Below are 26,313 nucleotides of genomic sequence, written 5' to 3'. Positions count from 1 at the left end.
TCCGGTTACCGGTCACTCAGAAAATGCGCCGCCACTTGGCGTTGGTGCGGCATGTCGCGATGTTCAAAGAGATAAATCCCCTGCCAGGTGCCAAGCAGCATTTCGCTGCCCGAGACCGGGATCGACAGGCTGACGGGCAAAACCGCGGCCTTGATATGCGCCGGCATGTCGTCCAGGCCCTCCAGCGTGTGCGTGAGATAACGCATCGAAGGATCGCTCGCCGGCGGTACAAGACGGCTGAAATAGGCTTTCAGATCCACCTGCACATCCGGATCAGCGTTCTCCTGAATGAGGAGCGAGCAGGACGTGTGCCGAACGAACAGGGTCAGCAATCCGTCGCCTGCGCCGTCCTCCATAAGCCAGCTGCTGACGGACCGGGTGAACTCATAAAGCCCCTGGCCGGAGGTTTTCAGGGAGAACAGCGTTTGCATGGAAGCCTTCAAAGTCTTCAAATGAGGTGTGGCCGGAACGGTTGACCCGACCCCTACCGGTACTTGTCGTGGATGGCATCATAGGTGCCATCTGCGCGCATTTCTGCCAAGGCTTCATTGAAGGGGCCGATCAGATCCTCAACGCCATCATAACTCTTTGAAAAACAAAAGTGGAAATCCCGGGTGGTCAGCGCGATGAATTCAAACTGACCGCTCATCTCCTCGCGGCGGATAATGTACTCCGTCGGTTCCCGCGCGCCCATCAGATAATCAAACCGGCCGGCCGCCAGCATCTTGAGGCCAAGCTCGGTCGTTTGCGCTTCGATCGGTTTGGCCCCCAGGTTCTGCAAAACCGCCAGGCTTTCATATCCCGCCATGGACGCCACAGGCTGACCAACCACATCCTCAACGGTCTGAATGTCCGGCCCCTCATGCGCTTTTCTTACGAAAAAACCGTTGGTGAAGACACTGATCGGGTCCGAGAAGAGAATGAACCGCTCCCGGTCAGGATGATGGGCGCAAGTCAGGATACCGGCCGCCCGGCCCGTCTCCGCTTCGTTCAGCGCCCGCTTCCAGGGCAGGAACAGGATGTTGGCTTCATAGCCCATGCGGCGGAAGGCTTCGGTGGCGACTTCATAGTCGAACCCTCGCAGGCCGTCCTGCTCAACAGCCATTTCGTAGGGCGGATAATCTTCGGTGACAATGTCGATGCGCGGCGTTGCCAGTGCCGGGCCGGACACCGCAAAAGCAAGACCGCTCACGACCGCAACGGCAACCACTGCGCGCCGGGCGCAGCGCAGCGCTGTCATCGAACTCAGTTCCAGGGCCATGCATTGCCTTTTCTGCTTGTCCTTCAGAGAATCCCTAAATCCCCTGCCCTTAACAAAACCGGAAATTCATTCCTCAACATGTCATTGATTTGATAATGCCCCAACGGTAGCTGACACTTTCCAGATATTTTGATGATTTTACACCTCTTCCTGATTGCAGAGTGGCCAAAAAACATCCAAAAGAGGCACCTTCCTATTGGGAATTTCACCAATGAACTCTTCAAAGCCGAAAATCCTGATTGCCACGCTCGGAACTCGCGGCGACGTTCAGCCCTATGTGGCGCTTGCCGGTGAACTGGTGCGTCTTGGTGCCGATGTCGTCGTGGCGACGGGGCGTGGCTTTGACACGATGATCGGCAAGGTGGGGGCGCAGCCACGTGCGGTTCCGATCGATTTTGAAGCCCTCTTGGGTGACCCAGTGACGCGCGAGGCGATGTTCACCTTCCGCGGCAAGATCAAGGTCGCCCGGACCACCATGGAAGATCAGAAGAAGGTCGTCCGATGTTTGTGGAGAATCGGTCTGGAAGAAAAGCCGGATCTGATCCTCTTCAATCTCAAGGCCACGGTGATGACGCTGGTGGCCCGGCGGCTGAATGTCCCGGCTTTGCCGACCGCGCTTCAACCGGTCGTGACGCCCACAGGCGATTTTCCGGTCTCCCTGTTTGGATTGCCCGCACTCGGCAAACTGGGAAACCGTCTCAGTTATCTGGCTGCCCGCAAACTCATGGCCCTGGGTCTGTCTCCCATGTTGAAACCGCTGCGCGCCGAAGCAACCGCGGAATTCGAATACCCGGGCGAAATGATCGACGGGCATATGCCGGATGGCTCCAAAGCGCTGTGCCTGCAAGGGTTTTCATCTGCGCTGGTGCCGAGACCGAAAGACTGGCCGGAAACGTCCTGGCTGAGCGGCTACTGGTTCATGCGGCCCGCAAACACCTACACACCAGACCGCGAGCTGATGCAGTTTCTGGAGGACGGCCCGGCGCCGGTCTATATCGGCTTTGGCTCCATGCCGAGCCGGAACCCGGACGAGCTGACCCGGCTGATCATGCGCTCACTCACCCAGACCGGACTGAGGGCGATTTTGGCGCGCGGCTGGGGCGGCCTCACCGGGCACACCTTGCCGGAGGTCCTGAAGGACAAGGTGTTTTTGATCGACAAGGCCCCGCACGGCTGGTTGTTTCCAAAATGCAGCAGCATCATCCACCATGGCGGCGCCGGAACAACCCATGAAGCCTTGCGCTGGGGCAAACCCTCCCTTGTCTGCCCGGTCTTTGCCGATCAGCCTTTCTGGGGGCAACGCGTTCATGCAGCTGGCGCTGGTCCGGCGCCGATCAGCCAAAAGAAACTCACGACAGATTTGCTGGTGAAGGCGCTCTATGCGCTAGATGCTCCGGCCTATGCAATGGGTGCCAAGGCCGCCGCCGGCATCATGGCGCTTGAGCCCGGCGCAGAGGGCGCGGCAGAGGAAATCATGTCCCGTGTTCCAGCTGTGCGTGCACGAGCAAAAAGCGCCTGACTTCGTCTGATCTCTGCTTAAAGCCCACCGGGAGGGTTGTAATTCAAAGTGTGCGGCTCAACATGCGTGCGCCGGATATGCTCATAGTTTTCCCGATATTCAGGGGATTTCCGAACCCGTTTGATCTCATCATAAAGGGCTGAAACGACCCCCGGGTTGTTCTTGGCAAAACCATGTGAAAACAACAGGTAGTAATGCTTTTCTTCCAAGGGCGGTCCTACTTTTCGAACCCGTCCGTTCAGCTCCGGCGTTTGTTCGATCAAGTGATCTGCATGTGCGGTTAGCGCCGCGACGCCATCCAGGCGGTCGCGCAAAAGGAGCTGGAACAGTTGACCGAGCCGGTCGGCCATGAAAACCCCGACGCCCTGATTTTGGAGCATTGTCACAATCGAATAGCCATAGATGGCACCAATATCGCCGGACAGATTGTCAAACTCTGATCCAGTCCAGCGAACATCCGATTCTGTTGGAACGTAAAGCGAGTAACTGTCAGCGTGCAGAGCTTTTGAGGTATCCGGACGGTTGTCCACCATCGGATAGACCCCAAGGTCCATCCGGCTCACCTCGAAGCTGGCCGAAAAACAACCGTCGATGGCGTTCGAACCGGCCTCGTTGAGGCAGCGCCTCCAAGGCACTGGCCGGAGATCAACTGCATATCCCAGATTTCGGGCCGCCGTCTCTATGAGGAAAATGTCAGCCCCGGTCCCATCCGGCAGTTGCCAGGGAAAGTACTCTACGTTTTCCAGGCCCAGAACAAGTGTTTGCGCCGAAGCTTGCCACGCACTGACGGTCAACATGGCTGCGGTTATCGCGCCCAACACTCGTTTCATGTCACCTCATCGCAAACGTTGCCCGAACCGGTATTCGGAGTGCCGGACCGCCAATGAATGGGTCAGCGCTTCCGGGCTCAAATCTGTCCCGTGATTATTCGGGACACGGCCGAGGGCCTGCAATCAACATATTTCTCAATGGCATTAAATACATAAGCCTCGGCGCGCCGCACGTGTTCTGATTCGTGCGGCCAAGCTCATCAAAGATGAGATGCCCCCTTTCCTTTTGACAAGGAGACTGACTAGACTGCCCCTCAGGATTGCCAGAGGGAGAATGTCTCTTGTTTCCAGCCCGCTATACGGTGTTTGCGCTTTGTAGTGCCGCCGCAGTTGTGACCTTCATCCTCAGCTTCGCAGTCAACCCTCATATCCTTTGGGTTTTTGCGGTTTTTGCCGTCCTGACCATTGTCGGCATACTGGACGTCACCCAGACGAAACATGCGATTTTGAGGAACTATCCGGTCGCCGGCCATTTCCGTTTCATGTTCGAAGCCATCCGCCCTGAGCTCCGGCAGTACTTCTTTGAAAGCAATCAGGATGGCCGGCCGTTTTCCCGCGAGCGCCGCACCATGGTCTATGACCGGGCAAAGGACATCGAAGGCGTGCTCCCCTTCGGCACCGAGCTTGACGTTTATGACATCAACTACGGCTGGGTGAACCATTCGGTCTGTCCGCAGTCTCATGGGAAGGTCGAAGAACTGCGCGTCGAGATCGGCGGTCCTGAGTGCAAACAGCCTTACTCCGCGTCGATTTTCAACATCTCCGCCATGAGCTTTGGGTCACTTTCCGGCAACGCCATCCTGGCGTTGAACAAAGGTGCCAAGGCGGGCGGCTTCTACCATGACACCGGCGAGGGCAGCGTTTCCCGCTACCACCGCGAAGGCGGCGGCGATCTGGTTTGGGAGCTGGGCAGCGGCTATTTTGGTTGCCGCGCCGACGATGGCGGCTTTGATCCGGAAAAGTTCAAGAAACAGGCGGCCGACCCACAAATCAAGATGATCGAAATCAAGATGAGTCAGGGCGCAAAACCCGGCCACGGTGGCGTTCTGCCCGGCGCCAAGGTGACTGAGGAAATCGCGGAAGCGCGCGGTATTCCGGTCGGCAAGGAATGCATTTCACCAGCGAGCCATTCTGCGTTTTCGACGCCGATGGAATTGCTGGACTTCATCAAGACCCTGCGCGAGCTTTCCGGAGGCAAACCGGTCGGCTTCAAACTATGCATCGGCCACCGGTGGGAATTCATGGCGGTCGTCAAGGCAATGCTCAAGTCCGGGATCAAACCGGATTTCATCGTTGTGGACGGTGCGGAAGGTGGCACGGGGGCAGCCCCCGTCGAGTTCGCCAACAGGCTCGGCACGCCGCTGCGCCAAGGGTTGGCGTTCGTTCACAACAGCCTTGTCGGCGCAGGATTGCGCGATGACATCCGCATCGGCGCGAGTGGCAAACTGATCAGCGCTTTTGACATCGCCGGAACCATGGCACTTGGTGCGGACTGGGTGAACTCGGCCCGCGGCTTCATGTTCGCGGTTGGCTGCATCCAATCTCAAAGCTGCCATACCAACAAATGTCCGACAGGCGTCGCAACCCAGGACCCGAAACGCCAGCAAGCATTGGATGTTCCGGACAAGGCCACCCGCGTTGCGAACTTTCACCGCAATACCATCAAGTCGCTCGTTGAGTTTACAGCTGCAGCCGGGCTGTCTCATCCACGGGATTTCAAGCCGGAGCATTTCTATCTTCGAGCTGGTTTGCGGGAAATCCTGCCGGCAAGCGCTGCCCTGACCTGGCTGAAACCGGGCGCTTTGCTCGACCCAACCCACGATATTGCGGGGTATTCCACCTATTGGGCGATGGCCGATGCCGGCAGTTTCGAGCCCGCAAAATCCCTGGAAGTTGCCAAGGCGCAGTATCACCATCACCTCGGTCATCACTAAAGAAAAGGCGGGACCGACACATGGCTGGCCGGATATTTTAGTCGATATCGACGACTTTCTTTCGCAGCTCGTAATTCCGGCTTCGGAGAATCCATCGGCCGATGTTTTCAGAGATGATCCGGTCCGCTGTCCCGTCGGCCAGCAGTTCGCCATACCGCTCGCTCACCTTGTCCTTCAGATGCCGACAAGGAGAACTGAGCGTAAAACCACTGTGCACAAAGCCATTCATCACGTTCCAGCCCAGCGGCACAATGTCCTCGCCGCCCTGGATGGCGCCAAATTGCGCCTGACCGACATAGCGGCCGTGGATAATGTAGTCGATCCGACCGACCAGCAGCTGGTTCACGTTATCCTGGAAAGAGAAATTGTCGGACAACTCCAGAACATTGGCGACATAGGAATCGAAAGGCTCTCCATAGCGGTCTCCGGCGTTTTTCGCGCCATACCTGCCCTTCAGATCCTCCCATACCGTGAGTGGGAAGCTCCGGTTGCGCAACGTGAACACAGTAAACGGGTTCTCGAACGCGGGGGTGTCGGTGAAGTCCAAAAACGTTGATCGCTCATCCGTTTTTTTCAGCGACATCAAGAAGTCGATGTCGCCGTTTTCAGCTGTTTTCAAAACGCGTTTCCAGGGCCCGGTAAAGACCGCATCAAACGAGACACCGAGTTCCTGAAAGATCATTTTGTTGAGGTCAACGCTTGCCCCAACAATCCGCCCGCCCTCGCGCCAATGATAAGGCGGATAATCGGGGTGTGCGGACGCGGTTACGCGTGTGCAGTTTGGATCAGATGCCAATGCACTGGAGATGCTTGCGAAGAATAAAACCAGCCCAAGGCGGACCGATACCATAACAGTCTCCGACGTGAGGGACGCCTGTACAAACGCACAACAGACGACCTGAAACAATTCACGTAACGGCAAAACACTTAACACGGCGCAAATTTACGAAAGAGTTTTCGTCTGACCAGCGCCCTACCCATCAACAGGCGGATTGACCCAGTCCGATGGCGCGAAGGGTTTTACAAGAGCACGCTCCACCAGTGAGAGATGATCCTGACCGTAAAATGGATCGCCATCTACGATGTATGTTGGGGACCCAAAAACCTGCTTTTCCTTGGCCCACTCCGAATTTTCCATGAGCTTGTTCTGAACGCTCGGGCTTGCAGCTTCTTCCAGCAATTCCTTGGCGGCGAACCCCAGTTTCACCGCCACAGCCTCAAGAGCGGTACGGTCTGAAAGGTCCAAATCCTCATTCCAATGCGCCTCCAAAAGTCCGTGAGCCATCCGGTCGGTGTCTGGGCCCGTTTCGCCCAGCGCGATGATCATGCCCGAGGCCAGGCTGTAGTCTGCATCGTGAAAAGTCGGGCGCTTGCGGATAATCGGCACGGACCGGTACTCGGCCCAACGTTCGATTTCGCGACCGAAGAAATAGTCGACATGCGCCTGTGTCCGCTGGCGGAAGGCCGGGCTTCTTTGAGCCTCGACGACAGGCGACAAAAGCACCGGCCGATGGACCAAAACCGCGTTGTGATCAGCGCAAATCCGCATGATCTCCGAGGAGCCGAGATACGCAAATGCGGAATGCGCGGAATAGACATATTCGATGATTGCCATGCCGTAGGGTCTTTCTTTCGCGAAAGGCGGTTCAATATCTGGATTTACCTTTGGTATTTAAAATCCGGTTCAAATCCCGAGAGACAGTTTCGTTGCAAAGTCACTGGCCTCGTGAGATCGCACGAGAGCGTGGCGGACCAGATCATCGAAATGCCGGGAAAACAGCTGCACGTGACGTGTGTTGGAAAAGGTGAGATAGCGTTGCCCCAGATACAGCGCAGCCCATTTTTGGCCAAACACTGTAAACGGGGCGGAAAACCGGTCGCTCGCACCAAAAAGATGCAGCCTGAGAGACGGATAATATCTTTCCAGGGTTTCGCCCATAACCTTCAGCTGCTCCCGGCGCACGGCATCCGGCAAATCCGACCACATGCCCTCGCCCCGGGCAAATGCCTCCAAGGCCTCTTTCGAAACACAGATTTCCATGTCCGATTCTGCGCGGTTCAACAACGCCTGCTGATCGCGTGTACCAGTGATGGCCTGTCCGGGTGTCCGAAAGGTTTCACCAGCATATTCGTGCGCCAGAACGGCTTCTGTCTTCAAGACATCCGGCAGGTTCGCCGGAACATGCCGGATCTTGGCGCCCACCGCGTCCCGGTACCAGGCGAGCAAATGCACATCGACCGGGTGACGTTCGGTTTCGGCCACTTGAACGGCTTGATCGAGGATTTCCGCGGCCGCACCCTTGTGCGCCGACAAGCCCAGAAGCCAATCGGCGGACACACTTAGGGCGGATGCAATAGCCGCAAGCGCCTGACCATTGGGCAGGCGTGGGCTCTCTTCGGACAAAAGCTGGGAAACCGTCGACCGGTCGAGCTCAGCTGCGCGCGCGAGGTCTGAGCGGTTCAGTTCCCGCTCTCTGAGCGCCGCGCTCAAACGCTCGCGAAACAGTTCGGCCCGGTCTCTTTTATCCATGTGGTGTGGGTACCACAGCTGTTGAGGTAAAACCACATCTGTTGCGAAAACCAACAGAGTGTCGTTCGAACTCAGGCGTCAAACACGTAATTCAGACTGTCACATCATCCGGTGATGCAGGTCGAACATGATCCAGAGACTGCCGCCGACCATGATGCAAATCAGAACGGCAGCGAAGGCCAGAAAGAAGAGGTTCTCACCCGGGGTCGACTTGAAATTGAGGTGCAGGAAAAACACCAGGTGCACCAGCACCTGGATGACAGCGGCCGCTGCAATCACACCGTAGACCGCCGGTCCGGTGAGCGCGCCCGTCCAGACCAGACCGAAAGGGATTGCAGTCAGCACAATCGCAAGTGCAAAGCCGGTCAGGTAGGTGCCAAGGCTGCGATGTTCTGTGTGGTCCGTGTGGTCCATGTCAGCCTCCTACATCACACCGGGCAAATAGACGACCGAGAAGATCCCGATCCAGACGATATCAAGAAAATGCCAGAACAGCCCCAACCGGTTAAGCCGGGAGCGGACCGGCAATGTCAGTCCCTTGGTCATAACCTGTCCGATCATCACAAGGATGCCGACTGACCCCATGGCAACATGCGCGCCGTGCATCCCGACGAGCGTGAAGAATGCGGAGAGGAACCCGCTGACATCCGGCCCTGCCCCTTCCAGGATCATGCCGCGGAATTCCAGAAACTCCATGGCGAGGAAGCCCAGACCAAGTCCAAGTGTCATCAGAAGCCAGAGAAAAACGGCGCGCCGATGACCCTTGTCCACGGCCAGACTGGCAATGCCGAAGGTCAGGCTGGAGACCAAAAGCAACGCGGTCTCGATGGCCGTGTGGCTGAGGTCGAAGACCTGTTGCGAGGTCGGGCCAGCCGCCGAGTTGCCGGACAACACCACATAGGTCGCAAACAACAGCGCGAAGATGACGGCATCGCCCATCAGGAACAGCCAGAAGCCGAACTCCCGTCCGCGAAGCGAATGATGCTCTTCCTCCTCCAAGAGGTCAGCGTCGTTCCTGATGGTCAGCATCTCACTCATAACGCTCTCCCCGAAAGCGCCATTCCGGACGCAGCCCCGCGCGGTTCAAAGTCGCGCATGTCATGCATGTCAGCCGGAGTGATCCCGGAGAGCCAGGCGGTCTCAATTGCCTCAACCTCGGCCGCTGACATCACATACTCGCTGGTGTCGTCGCAGGCCCGGATCCCGATGCATATGAGACACAAGACCAGCATCAGCACCGCCAGCCACCAGATGTACCAGACTGCAGCAAATCCCATAATGAAGGAGAGCCCGCCCAAGACAACGCCGAGGCCGGTGCTTTTCGGCATGACAATAGGCTCGTAACGCTCCGGCCTCTGATAGGCGGTGCCGCGCATCTTCATTTCATGGAATGCATCGATGTCGGTGACTATTGGAACGACCGCGAAATTGTAAGGCGCGGCCGGGGACGATGTTGCCCATTCCAAGGTCCGGCCGTTCCACGGGTCCCCGGTGATGTCGCGGGACGATCCCCATTGGCGCACGGAAACATAAAGCTGAATGCCGATACAGATGATACCGCAAAGCACGAAGATGGCGCCCAGCGCGGCAACCACGAGGAAGGGTTGCCAGGTTGGATCCGCGTAATGCTCCATCCGCCGGGACATGCCCATGAACCCAAGGGCATAAAGCGGCATGAAGGCGAGATAAAACCCGATAAACCAGAACCAGAAGGACCGGATGCCCCACTTGGCGTCCAGCTTGAAGCCGAAGGCCTTTGGAAACCAGTAGTTCAGCCCTGCGAAATACCCAAAAAGCGCGCCAGGAATGAGCATGTTATGAAAATGCGCCACCAGGAACGTGGAATTGTGCATCAGGTAATCGGCGGGCGGCAGAGCCAGCAACACGCCTGTCACACCGCCGATGACGAAGGTCACCATGAAACCGATGGTGAACACCATGGCCGGATGGAACTCGATCCGCCCCCGGTACATCGTAAACATCCAGTCGAAGATCTTCACGCCTGTGGGCACGGCAATGATCATCGTGGCTATACCGAAGATGGCATTCACATTGGCCGACGCCCCCATCGTGAAGAAGTGGTGCAGCCAGACCGTGAAGGAGAGCAAGGCAATGCAGGCGGTCGCATAGACCAGCGATGTGTAACCGAAGAGCCGCTTTCTGGAGAAAGTCGCCACCACTTCGGAGAAAATTCCAAAGGCCGGCAGGATCAGGATGTAGACTTCCGGGTGACCCCAGATCCAAAGCAGGTTGGCGAACATCATCATGTTGCCGCCATCGCCGTTGGTGAAGAAATGGAAGCCCAGTGTCCGGTCCAGCCAGAGCTGCAGGGCAACCACGGTCAGGGCCGGGAAAGCAAAGACAATCAGGATCGAGATGCAAAGTGCTGTCCAGGTGAACATGGGCATGCGCATATAGGTCATGCCCGGACAGCGGTTCTTGACGATTGTGACGATGAAGTTGATCCCGGACATGGTGGTGCCGACGCCGCTTAAGGTCAGCGCCCAGATCCAATAGTCGACGCCAACACCGGGACTGTATTCGATGCCGGAATACGGCGGATACCCCGTCCAGCCAGCCTGGGAAAACTTACCCACCACAAGAGAGATCAGGACTAGCGCGGCTCCTGCCGCCGTGAGCCAGAGACTGACGGAATTCAAAAAAGGAAACGACACATCCCGGGCACCTATCTGCTGCGGAACGATCAGGTTGATCAGACCGGTCAGAAACGGCATCGCCACGAAGAAGATCATGATGGTGCCGTGCGAGGAGAAGATCTGCTCAAAATGCTCGGGCGGCAGATAGCCTTCGTTGTTGAGCGAGATCGCCTGCTGGGCGCGCATCATCAGCGCATCGACAAAGCCGCGCACAAGCATGATGAGTGCAAGCACGACGTACATGATGCCGATCTTCTTGTGATCGACACTTGTCAGCCAGTCGGTCCACAGAACCTTCCAGGCGCGCAGGTAAGTGATCAGCAGAAAGGCTGCGATCCCGCCGCCAACGGTCACGGCCGCCCCGCCCATGGCCACCCAGCTGTAAAAGGGCAGCGCGTCAATCGTCAAACGTCCCAGCATCAGGCAGCCCCCCGGCAAATCAGTTCCGCAGCTTCGCTTTCCAGCGGACCGACAATCGGCGCGTATTTGCGCAGGATCAGGCCAAATAGGTTCGGCTCAACACTTGAATAATAGGCAACCGGATTGGCAACGCTCTGTTTGGCGACTTCCAAATAGGTCTTTGCATCCAGGGCATCCGGCGAACCGGTTGCCTTGTCTTTCCAGGCCGTGAAGTCCGCCTCTGTCAGGGCATGCGCCAGAAAGTGCTGGTCTGAGAAACCGTCGCCGGAATACATCGTGTTGCGGCCCTTGAACGTGCCCGGACCATCGGCAAGCAGGTTCATTTCCGTCCGCATGCCCGCCATTGCATAGATCTGCCCTCCCAGCGCTGGGATCATCAGCGAGTTCATCACGGTGTCGGAGGTGATTTTGATGGACAGGGGCCGATCGGCCGGAAAGGCCAGCTCATTGACACTGGCAACACCCAACTCCGGATAGACAAAGAGCCATTTCCAATCGAGAGCGATTGCCTGAACTTCAAAGGGCGGCTTGTCCGAAGCAAGCTCCTTGTAAGGATCAAGCTTGTGCGTGTCGCGCCAGACCAGTGTGCCCAGAACAATGATAATCGTGGCCGGAACAAGCCAGACAACGGCCTCGATTTTCCAAGATCCCTCCCACTCCGGCGTATAGGCCGCGGTGCTGTGATGCCGCGACCGGTACCGGTAGACAAACAAGAGCGTGAGGAGAATGGCCGGGATGGCAACGATCATCATCAACCAAAAGGCCGTGAACAAAAGATCTCGCTGTGCCAGAGCGATCGGTCCTTGCGGGTAAAGGATCGGCGCTTCGGAGAGCGCACAACCGGAAACAAGGAAAGCAATGGCGGCCGCGGCTCCCAACTGCCGGGCCCAATGCAGAGGCGTTCCAGATCCAATCACACCAACATCCCCCGCAGGCATTGCCGGGTCCTTGGGCGGGTTGATGAATGAATGCCGCACCAACGACTTGAGGCAAAGCGATTTAATTTAAAAAGACTATGCCGCAGATTTTTTCAGCGCAAGGCGTTGACGCGAGCGAAGTTTCCTTTTCGATGTTGGGGCAACATCATGCCGACAAGGTCAACAAAATCTTAAGAACCCGACAAACTCAAATCTGTGTTCTTATAAGTACTTTTTACAGTTTTTCTTCCCAAACGAACCTTTGACGTTGAACTTCTAATTTCATCAAGCATAATCGAATCAATACCGTTACGTTATATCAATCATTTCTGAATAACGGTGGTCCTCTGTGTTTTTACTAAGAGACCGATTTGAGCTGTTTTTCAGGCACAAGGATTTCGATGCATTGCGGGCGATAACGAAAAAACTTCAAGACTTTGCCCGTTGGATGATCATTGATCCCAGGGACACCGAACTTGCGCAGGCCCAATGCCGGGAACTGAACTCCCAAATCCCGCTTCTCTATCTTTTGCTCATGGTCAACGCCATCGCCGTTGCGTACACGCACCGCGACGTTGCACCTGGTTATATGACCATCGGTGTCCTTGCGCCGATGCTGATCTTCACGACGATCCGGCTGGTTTCCTGGGTCCGGTCCCGTGGTCTTGAGCTCGGGCCGCAACAGGCGGTGCGCAAGTTGCGTCAAACTGTCCTTCTCGGCAGTTTGGTCGCCGTTGTCTACATCACCTGGTCCTTGAGCCTTGAAAGCTATGGCACTGCGATCGAGCAGGGTCACGTAGCCCTTTTCATCGCGATCACTGTGATCGGCTGCATTTTCTGTCTGATGCATTTGCCGCAAGCAGCCATCATGGTGATGCTCATCGTGACGGCGCCTTATCTGGTCTATTACCTGAGCAAAGGCCAGGATGTTTATTCGGCGATTGCCATGAACATCTTCCTGGTGTGCCTGGTTATTCTGAAGGTGCTGCTCAACGGCTACGAGGCCTTCTCGAACCTGATCAAGTCCCGCTCCGAACTGGCAGCCAAACATCAGGAAACGGAACGTCTCAACGCGGAGAACGAGCGGCTCTCCCAGACTGACTTCCTGACCAACTTGCCAAACCGCCGGTATTTCTTCAACCGGCTCGACCGCCAGATCGAGAGCGTTGCCGGAACCGATGCCGTCTTTGCCGTCTGCGTGATCGACCTGGATCAATTCAAGCCGGTCAACGACACTTATGGACACCAGGTCGGCGACCAGCTGCTCATGGCTGTCGGCGACCGCATGGAAGCGCTTGGGGTACAGGATCTGGAGATCAGCCGGCTGGGCGGGGATGAATTCGGTCTTCTATATCTTGGACCGCCGGAAACAGCCGCTGATGTTGCAAAGGCGCTGTGTGAGAGCCTGCAACAGCCATTCAAGATTGGCGAGATTTCCGTTGCAATCGGTGCCTCCTGCGGCATCGCGTTTTATCCGGATGCCGGCACAACGACCCATATGCTGTTCGACCGCTCCGACTACGCACTTTACAACTCCAAAACAACGGCCCGCGGTTCGGTCACCGTCTATTCTGCTGATCACGAAGCCCGTATCCGGTCGGAACGGGCCATCGAAAGTGCCCTGCAATGCGCCGATATTGCAGCCGAGTTTGAGGTCCACTTCCAGCCTTTCGTCGCGCTTTCCAAACAGACCATCATCGGCTTTGAGGCCCTAGCACGCTGGAACAGCCCGGAACTTGGCCGCATCCCGCCGGACGTCTTCATTCAGGTGGCCGAACGAACCGGTCAGATCCAAAGGCTGACCATCCAGCTCTTTTGCATGGCGATCAGGCAGATCGAAGCGCTGCCTGATACGCTGCGGATGTCCTTCAACCTGTCAGCGCATGACATCACGTCCCATGAAACGGTTTCCAAGCTTCTGGACATTATCTCGGAGCGCAAGTTTGACCCGACACGGATCACATTCGAAATCACGGAAACCTCGGTTATTGGAAGTTACGAGGCGGCGGAAGCGTGCTTGACGCGTTTGCGGGATGCCGGGTGCCGGTTGGCGTTGGACGACTTCGGCACCGGATATTCAAGCCTTGGGTATCTGCACCGCTTGCCGATCGATTGCGTCAAGATCGACCGGAGTTTCGTTGCGTGTCTTGATGATCCAATGACAGGCGGTGTTGTAGCATCCATCCTGAACCTCTGCCGGTCCATGCAGATCACCTGCGTTGCCGAAGGTGTTGAGGATACGGGACAGGCCGAAGCGCTTCAACAACTGCAGTGCCGGTTCGCTCAAGGCTATCATTTCTGCCCGCCGAAGCCCTTTGCCGACATCAAGCAAAGCATTGATGAGACTGGCATGATCGCCGGCCTTCCAATCATCAGCGCCGAACACAACGACCTGCTGCGTTCCAGCGCAAATTAGCCTTGACAATATATCAGGACACAGCCGCAATCCGGTAGACGCAGCGGCGATCGCCGGACAGCAGATGCTCCCTGCGCTCAACCTGAACGCCGTCTCCAAGGATCGATTGAAACAGATTGAGCTCTGAGCGGCAGAATTCCTGGCAGGCTGTGGCCGCTGCACAGATTGAGCAATGGTTTTCGATCAACAGAAACGCATCGCCATCCCGCTGCACCTCGGCCATGTAGCCTTCCTTGCTCCGCAAATCGGCAAGTGCCGCAACTTTTCCCCGAAGCTCCTGTTCCTGGCCGAGAACCTCGGAATAAAGCCTGCGGCTTTGGTCTTCGCGGTGGGCAATCAGCTTTTCAAGGCCATCCGGGCCATAGATGTCGGTCACCCCGGACAGAAGCCCCGAAACAAGCGCCGCGTGATTGTCGGGGAACTGGCCGTGGCCTTTTGCGCTCAAGGACCAAACCCGTTTCGGGCGGCCGACTGAGCCTTTCAGGTCCTCAAATTCAACAAGCTCCGCCTCCAGCAAACCATCCAGATGCTGGCGGACCGCAACGGATGTGACGTTGAGTTCCTCGGCAAGCTCCGCTGCCGTTTGGGGTCCGGCAGCTTTCAATGCATTCAGCAGTCTTATGCGGGTGCGGTCTGACATGATGGCATGAATATAGTCAGCACTCAGATAAAGAAAAGGATCTCTTATCTAACTTTCAAACCGGACCGCACGTTTTCGTATTTGGCCAAACGTGCTACCGGACATGCATGGTGGCCGGGACAAAACGACAGAAAGACATGCGCAAGGCACTGCGCTTATTACTGCCACGTGTGCCGATGGCGGATGCGGAAGCGATTCTTGAGGGCGCCCTTGCCGGTCATCTGCGCCACTTGCCGCCGTCCATTGCCGTGTGGCAAGCGGCCACCAGCCGCATTCGGCATGAGCACACGGACTATGATGCCCTGCTCGATGACGGATATGACCGGGACTCCGCCCGGTTTTTCGTACTGGATGCCATGAACGACATGCTTGAGACTTGGGGAAGTCAGAAGCGGGTCTCTGCGGAAGCGGACGACGAGGCGTAGCTCTTACCGGCAAACGTCGAGGATCCAGAGGAACGCCATTGGCACCATCGCCAGTGCAGGGAGAATGATCGCTGGATAGCCGAACAGAAAGATACAGACGGCCCAAACCATCGCCAGGTTTCCGATAAACCAGTATTTGGCATCGTCCGCACCATACATCGCGTCCTTCACAAACCAGTTCAGCACCGGAATGATCAGCAGCAGGCGGATGATGAGCAGTTCTTGTTCGGTAGTTTTTGCAGACACGCGATCAGACCCTTCCTTGGCTTTATGTACGTGGTTTCACGTAAGCTCGGCAGGCTGATCCCGCACTGTGACAAAACGCCCGTTGGCTGCGGCATTCTGGCAGCTTCGATGCCTCTCCTTGCCTTAATTTTTCGTCGCCTGCGAACTATCAGCACGCTGATGACCCTTGCCATTCATAGGTTGGGCTTTAAGTTGCAGATTGTAAGTTATTACGATGCTCCGGAGACCCAACGCCGTGCCCCGATTGTCCCCAAAATCCCTTTTGGTTGCCGCCACTTTCACAAGTCTTGTTTCGGCTGAAGCCATGTCTGAAAACAGAATCGACCTCGTCCGCCCTGATGCGCCGGAGCTTGCAGCTCATGGCGCGTACGAGGTCGGGCGGATGACGCTGCAGCTCACCAATCCGGACCAATATGACATCGTCCGGATTGCAGCAGATGAAACGCCGGAACGGTATGACCGCCCGTTGACGGTGGAGGTCTTTTATCCGGCTGAAGCGCATGATGCCCCCGAACCAATGCGGGTCATCTTGCGGGACGGACAGCGCGAGGCCGACATTCACGGGATCTCCAAACCGGATGCTACACCTGCCAAGGCCTCTGCCCCCTACCCGCTTGTACTGATTTCACACGGCTATCCGGGCAACCGGTTCCTGATGAGCCATCTGGCGGAAAACCTAGCCACCAAGGGGTATGTCGCGGTCTCCATCGACCACACCGACAGCCTTTATCATGACAAGGCAGCCTTCGGATCCACACTGGTGAACCGTCCGCTGGATCAGATGTTCGTGCTGAATGAGATGGACCGGCTTTCCAAGGACGAAAACTCGCCACTGGCAGGTCTGATCGATACCAACCGCACCGGTCTCATCGGTTACTCCATGGGCGGCTATGGCGCGATCATCTCTGCCGGCGGCGGTGTAACCGATAAATCCATTGGTTATGAGTGGGGCGCGCCGGACGGGCTTTTGGGCATGCACAAGGCTGGCAGCGCGGAGCACGAAGCGCTGATCGATCCGCGTCTCAAGGCGATTGTCGCCATCGGTCCATGGGGGAGAAACCGGGATTTTTGGGACGCTGAGGGCCTTTCCGGTGTGCGCGTCCCTGCGCTTTACGTGGCCGGCAGCGTTGACGATGTTTCCCAGTATGAAACCGGCATCCGCAAGATCTGGGAGGAAAGCAGTGGAACCGACCGGCATCTTCTGACCTTCGTCAGCGCCAATCATAATGCGGCTGCTCCCATGCCCGCGCCGATGGAATCCTATCCCTTCAGCGACGAACTCGGCTGGGCGCCGTTTGAACACTATGCAGATGCTGTGTGGGACACGGTGCGGATGAACAACATCCTGCAGCACTTCGCGACGGCCTTCATGGATCTCCACCTGAAGAACGACACGGACAAGGCCGCCTATCTGGACCTGATTGAGACGGCAGAAGATGGCGTTTTTGCCCGCAATGACGATGGCACGGACAAACCGGAGCACACCTATTGGCAGGGCTTCCCGGACAGGTCCGCAAAGGGCCTGATGTTCGAAACCCGCTCAAAAGGTGAATAACAACGGATTTTGACAGGCGGCGTGCGGAACAGGCCGCCGCTTGTTAACCTGACATGCAAGAGCCCCTTTTACTCTGACGTTCAATCAGGATAAAAATCCTTTGGTTTTTGAAGACTCGAACGTTGGGGAACTTTGTGTTCCGATCTTACCGGACTTGGGCCAAAATCTACTGGGCTTGCCTTTCGGCCTTTGTGCTTTCACTGACCAGCGCGGTGGCTTTCTGTGTCATGCCGCGGCCATTAGCAGCCGAAACCGGACCGGTCATTTTAACGACTCACGACCTTCCGCCTTACGGATCAGTTCAGCCCGATGGAACCTTTGATGGGATCGCGGTTCGTGTCGTTTCCTGCGCTCTCGATGCAATTGATCGTGCGTTTGAAATCCATGTGCTGCCTTGGAAACGCGCGCAGCTAGAGGTTCAAAACGGGTATGCGGACGGCTTTTTCGCAGCGTCCCAAAATGCTCGGCGCGATGCCTATGCAACGGCCAGCGCGATCATCGCACGGCAAACCTGGACGTGGTATCTCCGCAAGGATCAAATCCTCAGTCCGAAAGATCCTGCCAATCGCTTGTCCATGCTGACGTCGAGCTTTCTCGGCGCGAACATGCAAACGTGGCTCCGCCGGAACGGGTATCGCACAACGGATTTTCCGCCCAGAGACACGAATGCCCTTCTGGAAATGTTGCTGGCCGGCCGTGTGGACGCTGTGCTCGCCAACAACCTGGTTATGGAGAGCATTTTGGGCACCCGCGGAGTTTTGAGCGAAATCCGCTCAGAGGTGCAGCAAGACAAACCGCTTTCAGTCTATTTTTCGAACGACTTTCTTCAACTCAACCCGGGTTTCCTGGCCAAGTTCGATGCGGCGGTGCCGGACTGCCGCGATGCTGAAGCGGCCTCCGGCGACATCAACTCCTGACAAGACTCACGGACGACGCACGACGAGGTCGATCTCCACCAACGCGCCGACAGCAAGCGCGGTCACACCGATGCAGGTCCGTCCCGGCAGCTTGCCCGCCTCGAAGTAGGAGCGGTACGTTTCGTTCATCTGCGCATAATCGCGTTCGAATTCGGTCAGATAGACCCGGGCGAAGGTCACATTTTCCAATCTCAGTCCGAGCCCCTCTAACACGATCTTCAAATTGTCCATCACGCGCGCGGTCTGCGCTTCAATGCCAGCCGGCAAAGGCGCATCCGGGGCATCTGGATCGGTTGGCATCTGACCGGTCACAAAGACCCAGCCGTCGGCTTCGACGGCGTGCGAGAACGGCGCCACCGGACGCGGTCCTTGATCGATCATGTGATGAATTGGCAGCACGGCTTATCTTCCCTGATTATTGGCTGGAATGAGAAGACAAGCGGATTGCCAACCGAGACTCAAGCCTTTGGATAAATCCACTGCTCCGGAATGTGCGCGGTTACCGTCTCGCCCGCAGCAATTGTCCCCGGCTTTTCTACAAAACCGACCAAGCCACGCAGCCTTCGGGCCTTTTGCGGGAACAGAAGATCAAGACCGCTGCGCTCAGGGAACTGGCGATCGATTGCCGATCCGGCAAAGCGGCACGGGGCGTTGTCACCATCGATCCGGATCACCACACCGCCTTCAAATTCAAGACGTGTGCGCGGCGGGATCAGCGAGAGATTGGGAATGCCGGAGAGCGTGATGTTGCCGCCAATCCATTCGGACTTGAGTTCGGGAATTTCCATGCGCTCAGCGATGATTGCCAGTTCTTCCAAAGACAGGATGGAGATCTGCCGTTCGTTGCACATTTCGGTTCCGCGCGGGTACCATGGCTCGCGCCCCCCGGACTTGCGGGTAAACCCGGCATGACGATCCCCCGGCACCCCTTCGAATGTCAGGCCTAGACGCTCGACCGGTTCGGTCTGAAAGTCTTCCGTCACCGGGGTACCGAAAACGCCTTCCACGTGCCCGGCAATCTTGAACTTGCGGGTAACGTCCAGTGTATCGGCAAGGCAGGTATCTCGGTCGGCCATGGTGTCAGTCCTTCGATCATGTGTTGCCAGCTACGTACTGGAATGGAACGTTGACCGCCAGCAAAAGCCTGTGATGAGTTCATGCAAATGATTGATGGAAGCCGGTGGTCAGCCTTGCGCAGGGACAATTTTTTGATCTACTTGCGAAAGTAACGAACAAATAAGACCGCCGTGGTTTTCTGGGACGAACTGAAAGGAACCGCTGTTGTTGCTCGTCTTGCAGTGCCGCCGATCCGGCAGAAATCTCTTCCGCGCTCTCATCGGTGGGTTGGGCCTCTTGTTGGCCGCTTTACCGCCAGCGGTCGCCGCCGATCAGGTGCTTTTTTTGCAGGACAATGCTTACGCGCCTTATATGACCGTCGAAAACGGTATGCCGGCGGGGCTCTATGCCGAGATCCTTTTCGAAGCGCAACGCCGGATGGACGCGAGCAACCTTTCGGTTCAGGCAGTTCCGTGGACGCGCGCGACGGTTCTTGTCGAAAACGGATCTGCGCAAGGTCTTGTTGGCAGCTACTACAAGCCAACCGACAGGCCGTGGATCCGTCATTGGTCCGTGCCCATCTTCTTCGAAGAAGTCAGCATCTTTTGCCGATCCGGGATCGCGCAGCCCGGGTGGATCTATCCGGACGATTATAAAGGCCTCTTGTTCGGCAATGTCGCCGGCTACAAGGCGCCCGGAGACCGGTTCTTTGAGCTCGTCGCGCAGGGCGTGATCAAACTGGAAGAAGCGCAAACGACCGAGCAGAACCTGGACAAACTCGCCCTCGGCCGGATTGATTGCTATGTCGTGGAGCGCATCGCCACAGAAGTCCTGATCCGGGAAAAGAACATCAAAAATGTGCGGATTGTCGGCACGGCATCTTTGGAAGCTGCCTATATCGGGTATTCCGACAAGTGGACCGGGCCGAACGCAGATGCCTTTATCAAGGCCATGGATGAAACGCTGACGGCTATGAAAGCTGACGGCACGATTGACCAGATCATCGCGAAATTCATTGGAAGTTGAAACCACCGGCATCACCGCAATGTCATCACATCTAGACGCTCGCGTTTATGGATAATTGACACTTTCGATGTTTCGTAATTTCTTGAAATAAAAACTATCGCTACGTAATCACACTGATCGACATACGGGACAGGCTCGGCAATTTTGCAACGTCAAAACAACAAAAAGCCAGTGAGAACCTCCAGAATGACACCTGCGTACGCACCACAGGTCATTCATCACCAATGAAAACCGTACGACAAAGCCTTCTGACCATTTGTATCGCTGTCGCGACGATGTGCGCAGGCACAGTGTATGCTGATGCTGATGAAGACGTGCGGCTGGTCACGCTCGTTCAAGACGCGGACTATGCCCCCTTCATGACGGCCGAAGAGGCCGGACCCGCCGGGATCTACGCAGAAATTATCAAAGAGGCGGACAAACGACTGCCGGGTTACACGATCGAGCTGACGTCTGCGCCTTGGACACGGGCCAAGTTCCTCGTGCAAAGCGGCAAAGTGAACGGGCTGGTCGGCACCTACAACAAGCCAATCCGCAGGCCGTGGATCCGCCATTTTTCAACGCCCATGGCGACAGAAACGATTTATGTTTATTGCCGGGAAGGCGTAGCCCAGGACCACTGGGAATACCCGAAGGATTATGCGGGGCTGCTGTTTAGCAACAATGCCGGTTTCTCAACTCCGGGCGCGGAGTTTTTTAAGATGGTATTGAATGGCAAAATCCAGCTTATTGAAGAACAGACGACCGATGCCAATTTGCGTCTTTTGCAAATAGGCCGCGCCGATTGTTATGTGCAACAACAAGAGGCAGTCGAAATCTCCATCCAGTCCAACAACTTCGACAAGATCAAACCGATCCGGGAAGTCCACACGGAAACCGCCCATATCGGCTACAGCCAGCATTGGAGCGCGGAGGACGGCGATACCTTCATTGCCGACATGGACAATGTCCTGAAACAAATGACCGCCGATGGCACGATCCGGAAGATCATCATGAACTGGACCGACGGCACGATATAGCACCGCCGTACTTTTCCCGATCTTGTTCGACTGCCAGCTTTTTCACAAAATCGGACTGGCGCAGAAACCTAGCCCTTAGGATCCTGAATATAAGTGGTTTTGACAACGCCATTGGATTGATACCCTTGGCTGATAGTCAACATTTATGCAACCTGCACAAGATTTCCTCTTCGCGCTGCACAAGTCAGGACGGTACGCTTTGTCAACGTATACAAAGCTGAGCATTCTTCATGGCACAGGCGGATTTCAACGAGAACACCTTCGCAAGACTGATCAACATTGCTGGACGCCAACGGATGTTGTCACAGCGGGTTGGTTTCCTGTCTGTCGTTTTGAACGCACGGCAAACGGATGGCCCATCGGACAGGCTCACCACCTCTGATCATCACCTGGATATGCTGAAGGCCGCCGCCGATGACTTTGAAACCGGTTTCAAGATCCTGTGCGAGGGTGACAAAGACCTCGGTTTGCCCCATTGGGACTGCGCGGAGGTTGCCGCGATACTGAATGGCCGTGACGGAATTGAAGGGCGCGCGGTCATCAACCGGTTTGTCAGTGAGACCCGGCACACCATAGCCACACTTGAAGCTGGCAAAACACGGCGGCAGACGGAGCTTGAAGACTTTTCCACTTTTGTCCTGACCGACACCCTCGCGGTTTTGCAAAAGATCGTCGGGGCGCTCGAAGCGGATTTCCAGGCAGCCACAGCCACCCGCGATGAACAACGCACACTTGAGATTGACCGGGTGCGCACCGCGGTTGAGGACATCCAACGCGCCTCAAAGATATCCCGCATGATCGCGCTGAACGCAAAGATTTCAGCCACGAGGGCCGGGTCTCATGGCACAGAGTTCCGGGCATTGACCGACGAAATCAAAAAGATCTCGGACGACATCACACAAAGCTCGGAAGACATCATCCGGTTTCTCAACATCGCCTGACAGCAATCGCGGACCAAACCGACGCTTCGTCAATTGAGCGGTGAGGTTTCGGCAATCGGCGCCCCAAGTGCCTCCGCCATCTTTGCGATTGCAGCCATTTGCGGAGCGTCCTTAGTCAAGAAATCAGAACTGCTGTAGCCCCACCAATCCCAGCATCCCTTTGGGTTGCCACCCGCAAGACCGTAGCCGTTGAAAAAATTGCCCGGAATGACCTGCGCCTGCGGATAAAGCACAACAATGCGGTTGCTCTCGGCCCAGCGGTTGAACTGGGTGAGCCGGGCGTATTTCTCACCGATCTGGCCGCTGGTCTGCTCACAGCCATGCAGCGCAATATGCAGCCGGCAGCTTTCGCCCTCAGAACAGGCCGTTGGAATATAGGCAAATCCGATGTCCCCCATTCCGGTCGCGCCGTTTGTATAAAGCGTTTGATCAAATGTCTTGAAATTGGCATCGACGGGCGCGGTTGCCGGGGCGAGCGGGCCGTATAGCCAGTTGAGAATATCCCGCGCCTGCTCGATCTTCTCTGTTGCTCCCTGGGGCGCGTCGCAACTGTTTAGATAGTCGGGCGCGGTCGTGGAACAGGCCACCACACCGCAGGTCAGGTCCGCCTTTGCAGCATCAGGGTCGGCCGGACAGGTGTTTTCGGCATCGGCAGCTGTCAGAAAGCCATGCCCTGCATTGATATCATCGACGTAGCGAATGCTTTCTGTCGGCACATTGAGATCCGCGTAGACCTGTCTCAAGGCATCCATCGTTGGGCCATGTACCGTCTCGTCAGCGTCGCCGTGAAACAGATAAATGCGGTCATCGGCAATTCCGGCAATCGGATCAATTTTCCCGGAATTGTCGCGCATCACCTGTAGAGCTTCGGCCGGGTCGGGTGCTGACGGAGCATTGTCCATGCAAACGCCAACCGCCTTCAACGCGCGATAATAGACAAACGCATTCCACCAAGACTGGACAACAGCGCAGCCATAAGGTCCGCCCGCGACAACGCCTGCACCGGAGATGTTGCTGGAAAAGGCCGTTTGCAGCTGCACACTCATGAATGCGCCGCTGGACAGCCCTGAAACTGTCGTCTCCTGCACAGCCAGGGTCAGTTTGGGAAGTGGGTCTGCAATTGCCACCGAACTCATGAATGGCGTTACAAACGCCGCTGACCCGAGGGCGAGAACGATCGGCAAAGACAGTGAAGAGTATTTGGACCGGCAGACGGACTTCCGCATTGTATCCTCCTGACACTCTCAATCAGGAATTGAACGCTAGCAGGAAGGGCGCCCTCACGCAACGGCAGCGCACAATATATTTGTGCAGCGCATAAGATGATCGCCCCACGGAATCGGTCGTGGGGCGATCTGCTCCAACTGTTTTGTTTCAACTACTGGATCGGAACCGTGCACACCATTTGCGTGTGCTGCGAGTTGATCCAGCAGTTCGGCGGCAACGCGCCTGTCGGGATCGGGTAATAGTAGTAGGTCGGCTGCTTGTTGGCATTCGCGATCGCTGCCCCTGTTGCAACACCCGCTGCATAAGCTGCGCCCGGATGATAGTAGGGGCCGTACGGCGGATAATACGGATGGTAGGGATGAACCGGATGATGCCAGGCCCGGCAGCGCGGATCTTGCGGTGCGTGATAGCAATAAGGGCCATAGGGCTCAAAACCAACGCTGCCCGGCGCAGCGCCAGGGGCCACTGCGGTTGCGCCATGGTGATGCGGCCGAGGTCCGTGGTCGATAAAGAGCGCCACACCGGTCGCACTTTCCGGCAAATCACCGCGCAGGACCTTTACGTCATAGACAACGCTCGAGCCTTCGGTCTTCGCCGAAGTCAGTTCAACAAGCGCCGGTGCCGTGCTGGTCTCACTCAAAACGCTAACCACCGCATTCGGTGGCACGTCAGCAAACGTGTTGCCCGCGTTCCAGTATTCGGAAAAATCAGCGTTGCTGACCTGACCGCCAAGACGATAGGGGCGTTCGGAAAAGAACAAGACACCTGTGTTGGCATCGTTCAGGGTTAGCGTTGACCCGTCAAAGGTCATGGCGCCGGCCTGCTGGACATAATCATAAGCTGGCGGCGGCGCCGGATCGCCTTGAACCGGCGCTGCGGTCTGGGATTGGGCAAACGCAAAACCGCAAAAGAGACTTCCCGCCAGCATGGCAGATACGGGCAAAGCAAATTTCATGTAACCCTCCTATCGAAACACCTTTGGTTCGTGCCAGCAGAATGGCAAATGCCTTTTGGCGTACATGTGATGGAGAACACTCTTTGCGCCAATTGCACCGAAAAGACGGCGCTGCGATGAAGATTTCGTAAGGTCGGCCAAAGGCTCCCCACAGCAGGAGACACAGGAGAGCGTGCTCCTTACTTACGTCTTGGCCGGTCCTCAGCAGAGAGAATTCTCACGCCTTATTCGGTCGATGTATCGGATGGCGGCGTATAGGGCGTCCCGCCGCCGGGCACTTTTCTGGGTCCCTTCGGTGCATCTCCCTGACTCACACTCAAGGGCGCCACATCGTCATGCGACGGCCCATGCCCGCCACCGAGCCCAGGTAAAACACCACCCGGAAATGGCTCGTTCACGACCCTCTTTTGATCATCCTTCGGCTTCTTGCGATCCACCATGGCTTAGTCCTCCTCCAACTCGATCGCGACGACATTCGACATGTCCGGCAACAGAACTTCACCAGCCGGAACTTGCTGAACTTGCGTGCCGGCTGAGGGGACGAAGGTCTTGCTTTCGCCCACCGGCACAAACCAGACGGCTTGCTTCAAATAGAGCTGCTGTGTCTCCCCGCCCTGATCATCGGCGTAATAATGCGGCCAGCCGGAGAGCGCCGTGCCGTCCTTGAAGCGCACCACAACCCAAACACCCCGCCTTTCGTGAAACACCTCGTTCCAAGGCTGCCGGCTGCTGATCCGCTTTGAAAATTTCAAGGTTTTGAGAATGCGGTGACTGACGGAGTAGTTTTTCAAGAACCCGAACAGGATGCCGTAAGCAGCTGCAACGATCAGGGGCGTTGCGGAGATGTCGCCAAGATAGGCCGTAATCTTCTGCTGTGCGCCGGGCTTGGTTTCGGAAGCCAGATCGGGAAAGAAGCTCTGGCCGAACAACCCGATGGATGTGATCTGCGTTGCCAGCAAAAAGAAGATCACCCAGGACACCGACGGCAATGTGTCCTTCACCTTGAAATCCGACACCTGATTGTAGACGAAAAACCCCAGAATGCCCGGAAGGATCAGGAGCAGAACGGAAAACGCCTCGAAACTGTCAATCATGCCAACCCCGCAACCCAGGGGAGATTTGAAATGATATTAACAATTTTAAGGATTTTTGGACACTGTAAATCGACGCTTCGCTTTTGAGTTTTGCGGATTAGACTTTTTCAGCCTCAATCGGAGAGACACCATGGCCAAGCTATCAGCGATCATCCTTTCGACGTTTCTCCTCACCTTCGGGGCTTCTGCAGACGAGCCAAAAGTGAGCGTTGCGAGCGTCCTGTCCGCGGTCAGCGGGTATCAAGACAGCAACTACTACAAGGCTGTGCTGGTGACGGGAGAAGACGATGCAGATCTGTATCTCTTCAGCCGGGATGGCTGGGATCTCACTCTTGAAGCGTATGCCCCCGGGATCGCAGTGACCGGTATAGGGGGCACTGACGCATCCTTATCCACGGCGGACAATGGAGCGCTCCGGCTCCAATCCGAAAACATTGCCATAGGCCGCCAACGGTGGCAGCAGACGCTCACCATTGTTCACCGCGACGGCCTGTTTGTGGTCGGCGGCTACACCTACTCCTTCTATGACACGCTGGCTGTTGACGCGAATGGCGATGTCTTGACCGGAGAGTGCGACGTCAATCTTCTGACCGGCAAGGGCTTTAAGGACGGCAAGCCGTTCCGCACCAGTTTCAGGTCAGTGCCGGTAAAAAAATGGCGCGCAGACATGGGGCCACCGGAATGTAAATGGGAGTAATAAAGCCCTTGATCCAGCAACAAAAAAGGCG

At 56.5% G+C, this 26,313-nt stretch carries 28 protein-coding genes; 10 read left to right on the top strand and 18 right to left on the bottom strand.

Annotated features, from left to right (window positions below):
* Window positions 1-5: 5 nt before the first annotated feature.
* Together RBB44_RS06110 and RBB44_RS06105 are read right to left on the bottom strand one after the other, a co-directional pair.
* Complete coding sequence (locus RBB44_RS06110; protein ID WP_306146504.1) at window positions 6-431, bottom strand: secondary thiamine-phosphate synthase enzyme YjbQ; 426 nt, start codon at window positions 429-431, stop codon at window positions 6-8.
* A gap of 53 nt (window positions 432-484) precedes the next feature.
* Window positions 485-1,261: an ABC transporter substrate-binding protein gene (locus RBB44_RS06105; protein ID WP_306146503.1), complete on the bottom strand. Its 777-nt coding sequence runs from the start codon at window positions 1,259-1,261 to the stop codon at window positions 485-487.
* A gap of 211 nt (window positions 1,262-1,472) precedes the next feature.
* Here RBB44_RS06105 and RBB44_RS06100 point away from each other — a divergent pair, with 211 nt between their 5' ends.
* Window positions 1,473-2,780 carry a glycosyltransferase gene (locus tag RBB44_RS06100; RefSeq protein ID WP_306146502.1) on the top strand — a complete coding sequence of 436 codons (1,308 nt, stop codon included), beginning with the start codon at window positions 1,473-1,475 and terminating at the stop codon, window positions 2,778-2,780.
* A gap of 17 nt (window positions 2,781-2,797) precedes the next feature.
* Here RBB44_RS06100 and RBB44_RS06095 read toward each other — a convergent pair whose 3' ends face one another.
* Complete coding sequence (locus RBB44_RS06095; protein ID WP_306146501.1) at window positions 2,798-3,610, bottom strand: ABC transporter substrate-binding protein; 813 nt, start codon at window positions 3,608-3,610, stop codon at window positions 2,798-2,800.
* A gap of 281 nt (window positions 3,611-3,891) precedes the next feature.
* Here RBB44_RS06095 and RBB44_RS06090 point away from each other — a divergent pair, with 281 nt between their 5' ends.
* Window positions 3,892-5,544, top strand: coding sequence for an FMN-binding glutamate synthase family protein (locus RBB44_RS06090; protein WP_306146500.1), 1,653 nt, complete (start codon window positions 3,892-3,894; stop codon window positions 5,542-5,544).
* 37 nt (window positions 5,545-5,581) lie between these two features.
* On the opposite strand, the gene RBB44_RS06085 is transcribed toward RBB44_RS06090, so the two are convergent.
* The 7 genes from RBB44_RS06085 to cyoA form a co-directional block, all read right to left on the bottom strand.
* Complete coding sequence (locus tag RBB44_RS06085; RefSeq protein ID WP_306146499.1) at window positions 5,582-6,394, bottom strand: ABC transporter substrate-binding protein; 813 nt, start codon at window positions 6,392-6,394, stop codon at window positions 5,582-5,584.
* A gap of 123 nt (window positions 6,395-6,517) precedes the next feature.
* Complete coding sequence (locus RBB44_RS06080) at window positions 6,518-7,159, bottom strand: 2-hydroxychromene-2-carboxylate isomerase (protein ID WP_306146498.1); 642 nt, start codon at window positions 7,157-7,159, stop codon at window positions 6,518-6,520.
* 69 nt (window positions 7,160-7,228) lie between these two features.
* Entirely contained in the window at window positions 7,229-8,074 is an 846-nt protein-coding gene (locus RBB44_RS06075; protein WP_209177321.1) for a helix-turn-helix transcriptional regulator, read from the bottom strand.
* Window positions 8,075-8,173: 99 nt separating this feature from the next.
* The gene (gene cyoD, locus RBB44_RS06070; protein ID WP_008189660.1) at window positions 8,174-8,488 is read right to left on the bottom strand and encodes a cytochrome o ubiquinol oxidase subunit IV; all 315 of its coding nucleotides are present in this window, start codon (window positions 8,486-8,488) and stop codon (window positions 8,174-8,176) included.
* 9 nt (window positions 8,489-8,497) lie between these two features.
* Window positions 8,498-9,112: a cytochrome o ubiquinol oxidase subunit III gene (gene cyoC / locus RBB44_RS06065; protein ID WP_306146497.1), complete on the bottom strand. Its 615-nt coding sequence runs from the start codon at window positions 9,110-9,112 to the stop codon at window positions 8,498-8,500.
* Window positions 9,109-11,151: a cytochrome o ubiquinol oxidase subunit I gene (gene cyoB, locus RBB44_RS06060; protein WP_306146496.1), complete on the bottom strand. Its 2,043-nt coding sequence runs from the start codon at window positions 11,149-11,151 to the stop codon at window positions 9,109-9,111. The genes cyoC and cyoB overlap by 4 nt, the downstream gene beginning before the upstream one ends.
* Window positions 11,151-12,089: a ubiquinol oxidase subunit II gene (gene cyoA, locus RBB44_RS06055; protein WP_306146495.1), complete on the bottom strand. Its 939-nt coding sequence runs from the start codon at window positions 12,087-12,089 to the stop codon at window positions 11,151-11,153. The genes cyoB and cyoA overlap by 1 nt, the downstream gene beginning before the upstream one ends.
* Window positions 12,090-12,474: 385 nt before the next feature.
* Here cyoA and RBB44_RS06050 point away from each other — a divergent pair, with 385 nt between their 5' ends.
* Window positions 12,475-14,484: a bifunctional diguanylate cyclase/phosphodiesterase gene (locus RBB44_RS06050; protein WP_306146494.1), complete on the top strand. Its 2,010-nt coding sequence runs from the start codon at window positions 12,475-12,477 to the stop codon at window positions 14,482-14,484.
* A gap of 13 nt (window positions 14,485-14,497) precedes the next feature.
* On the opposite strand, the gene RBB44_RS06045 is transcribed toward RBB44_RS06050, so the two are convergent.
* Entirely contained in the window at window positions 14,498-15,124 is a 627-nt protein-coding gene (locus RBB44_RS06045) for a helix-turn-helix transcriptional regulator (protein WP_371932229.1), read from the bottom strand.
* A gap of 107 nt (window positions 15,125-15,231) precedes the next feature.
* Here RBB44_RS06045 and RBB44_RS06040 point away from each other — a divergent pair, with 107 nt between their 5' ends.
* Entirely contained in the window at window positions 15,232-15,549 is a 318-nt protein-coding gene (locus RBB44_RS06040) for a DUF2293 domain-containing protein (RefSeq protein ID WP_133951052.1), read from the top strand.
* A 3-nt stretch (window positions 15,550-15,552) separates the two neighbouring features.
* Here RBB44_RS06040 and RBB44_RS06035 read toward each other — a convergent pair whose 3' ends face one another.
* Window positions 15,553-15,795, bottom strand: coding sequence for a hypothetical protein (locus RBB44_RS06035; RefSeq protein ID WP_306146493.1), 243 nt, complete (start codon window positions 15,793-15,795; stop codon window positions 15,553-15,555).
* A gap of 304 nt (window positions 15,796-16,099) precedes the next feature.
* On the opposite strand from RBB44_RS06035, the gene RBB44_RS06030 reads away from it, so the two are divergent.
* Window positions 16,100-17,350, top strand: a complete 1,251-nt coding sequence (locus tag RBB44_RS06030; protein ID WP_306146492.1) for a dienelactone hydrolase family protein — start codon at window positions 16,100-16,102, stop codon at window positions 17,348-17,350.
* Window positions 17,351-17,577: 227 nt separating this feature from the next.
* The gene (locus RBB44_RS06025; protein ID WP_306146490.1) at window positions 17,578-18,267 is read left to right on the top strand and encodes an ABC transporter substrate-binding protein; all 690 of its coding nucleotides are present in this window, start codon (window positions 17,578-17,580) and stop codon (window positions 18,265-18,267) included.
* 6 nt (window positions 18,268-18,273) lie between these two features.
* Here RBB44_RS06025 and RBB44_RS06020 read toward each other — a convergent pair whose 3' ends face one another.
* Complete coding sequence (locus RBB44_RS06020; RefSeq protein ID WP_306147299.1) at window positions 18,274-18,648, bottom strand: RidA family protein; 375 nt, start codon at window positions 18,646-18,648, stop codon at window positions 18,274-18,276.
* Between the two features lie 77 nt (window positions 18,649-18,725).
* Window positions 18,726-19,343, bottom strand: coding sequence for an MOSC domain-containing protein (locus RBB44_RS06015; RefSeq protein ID WP_306146489.1), 618 nt, complete (start codon window positions 19,341-19,343; stop codon window positions 18,726-18,728).
* A 205-nt stretch (window positions 19,344-19,548) separates the two neighbouring features.
* Here RBB44_RS06015 and RBB44_RS06010 point away from each other — a divergent pair, with 205 nt between their 5' ends.
* The 3 genes from RBB44_RS06010 (at window position 19,549) to RBB44_RS06000 (ending at window position 22,309) form a co-directional block, all read left to right on the top strand.
* Window positions 19,549-20,349 (top strand): ABC transporter substrate-binding protein, encoded by an 801-nt coding sequence (locus RBB44_RS06010; RefSeq protein WP_306146488.1) that lies wholly within the window; start codon window positions 19,549-19,551, stop codon window positions 20,347-20,349.
* 224 nt (window positions 20,350-20,573) lie between these two features.
* A complete protein-coding gene (locus RBB44_RS06005; protein ID WP_306146487.1) occupies window positions 20,574-21,368 on the top strand; it encodes an ABC transporter substrate-binding protein in 795 nt (264 codons plus the stop codon).
* Window positions 21,369-21,598: 230 nt separating this feature from the next.
* Window positions 21,599-22,309: a type IV pili methyl-accepting chemotaxis transducer N-terminal domain-containing protein gene (locus RBB44_RS06000; protein ID WP_306146485.1), complete on the top strand. Its 711-nt coding sequence runs from the start codon at window positions 21,599-21,601 to the stop codon at window positions 22,307-22,309.
* A gap of 29 nt (window positions 22,310-22,338) precedes the next feature.
* On the opposite strand, the gene RBB44_RS05995 is transcribed toward RBB44_RS06000, so the two are convergent.
* From RBB44_RS05995 to RBB44_RS05980, 4 genes are all read right to left on the bottom strand, one after another.
* Entirely contained in the window at window positions 22,339-23,535 is a 1,197-nt protein-coding gene (locus tag RBB44_RS05995) for a hypothetical protein (RefSeq protein ID WP_306146484.1), read from the bottom strand.
* Between the two features lie 152 nt (window positions 23,536-23,687).
* Window positions 23,688-24,491 (bottom strand): hypothetical protein, encoded by an 804-nt coding sequence (locus RBB44_RS05990; RefSeq protein WP_306146483.1) that lies wholly within the window; start codon window positions 24,489-24,491, stop codon window positions 23,688-23,690.
* A gap of 224 nt (window positions 24,492-24,715) precedes the next feature.
* Window positions 24,716-24,931: a hypothetical protein gene (locus RBB44_RS05985; RefSeq protein WP_306146482.1), complete on the bottom strand. Its 216-nt coding sequence runs from the start codon at window positions 24,929-24,931 to the stop codon at window positions 24,716-24,718.
* Between the two features lie 3 nt (window positions 24,932-24,934).
* Entirely contained in the window at window positions 24,935-25,585 is a 651-nt protein-coding gene (locus RBB44_RS05980; protein WP_306146481.1) for a DUF6338 family protein, read from the bottom strand.
* A 130-nt stretch (window positions 25,586-25,715) separates the two neighbouring features.
* Here RBB44_RS05980 and RBB44_RS05975 point away from each other — a divergent pair, with 130 nt between their 5' ends.
* Entirely contained in the window at window positions 25,716-26,282 is a 567-nt protein-coding gene (locus RBB44_RS05975; RefSeq protein ID WP_306146480.1) for a hypothetical protein, read from the top strand.
* Window positions 26,283-26,313 lie beyond the last annotated feature (31 nt).

It is taken from the genome of Roseibium sp. MMSF_3247 (assembly GCF_030733765.1).
In the GTDB taxonomy this organism is placed as follows: domain Bacteria; phylum Pseudomonadota; class Alphaproteobacteria; order Rhizobiales; family Stappiaceae; genus Roseibium.
Note: the sequence above shows the minus strand (reverse complement) of the source record. Positions and strands in the feature narration are given on the sequence as shown.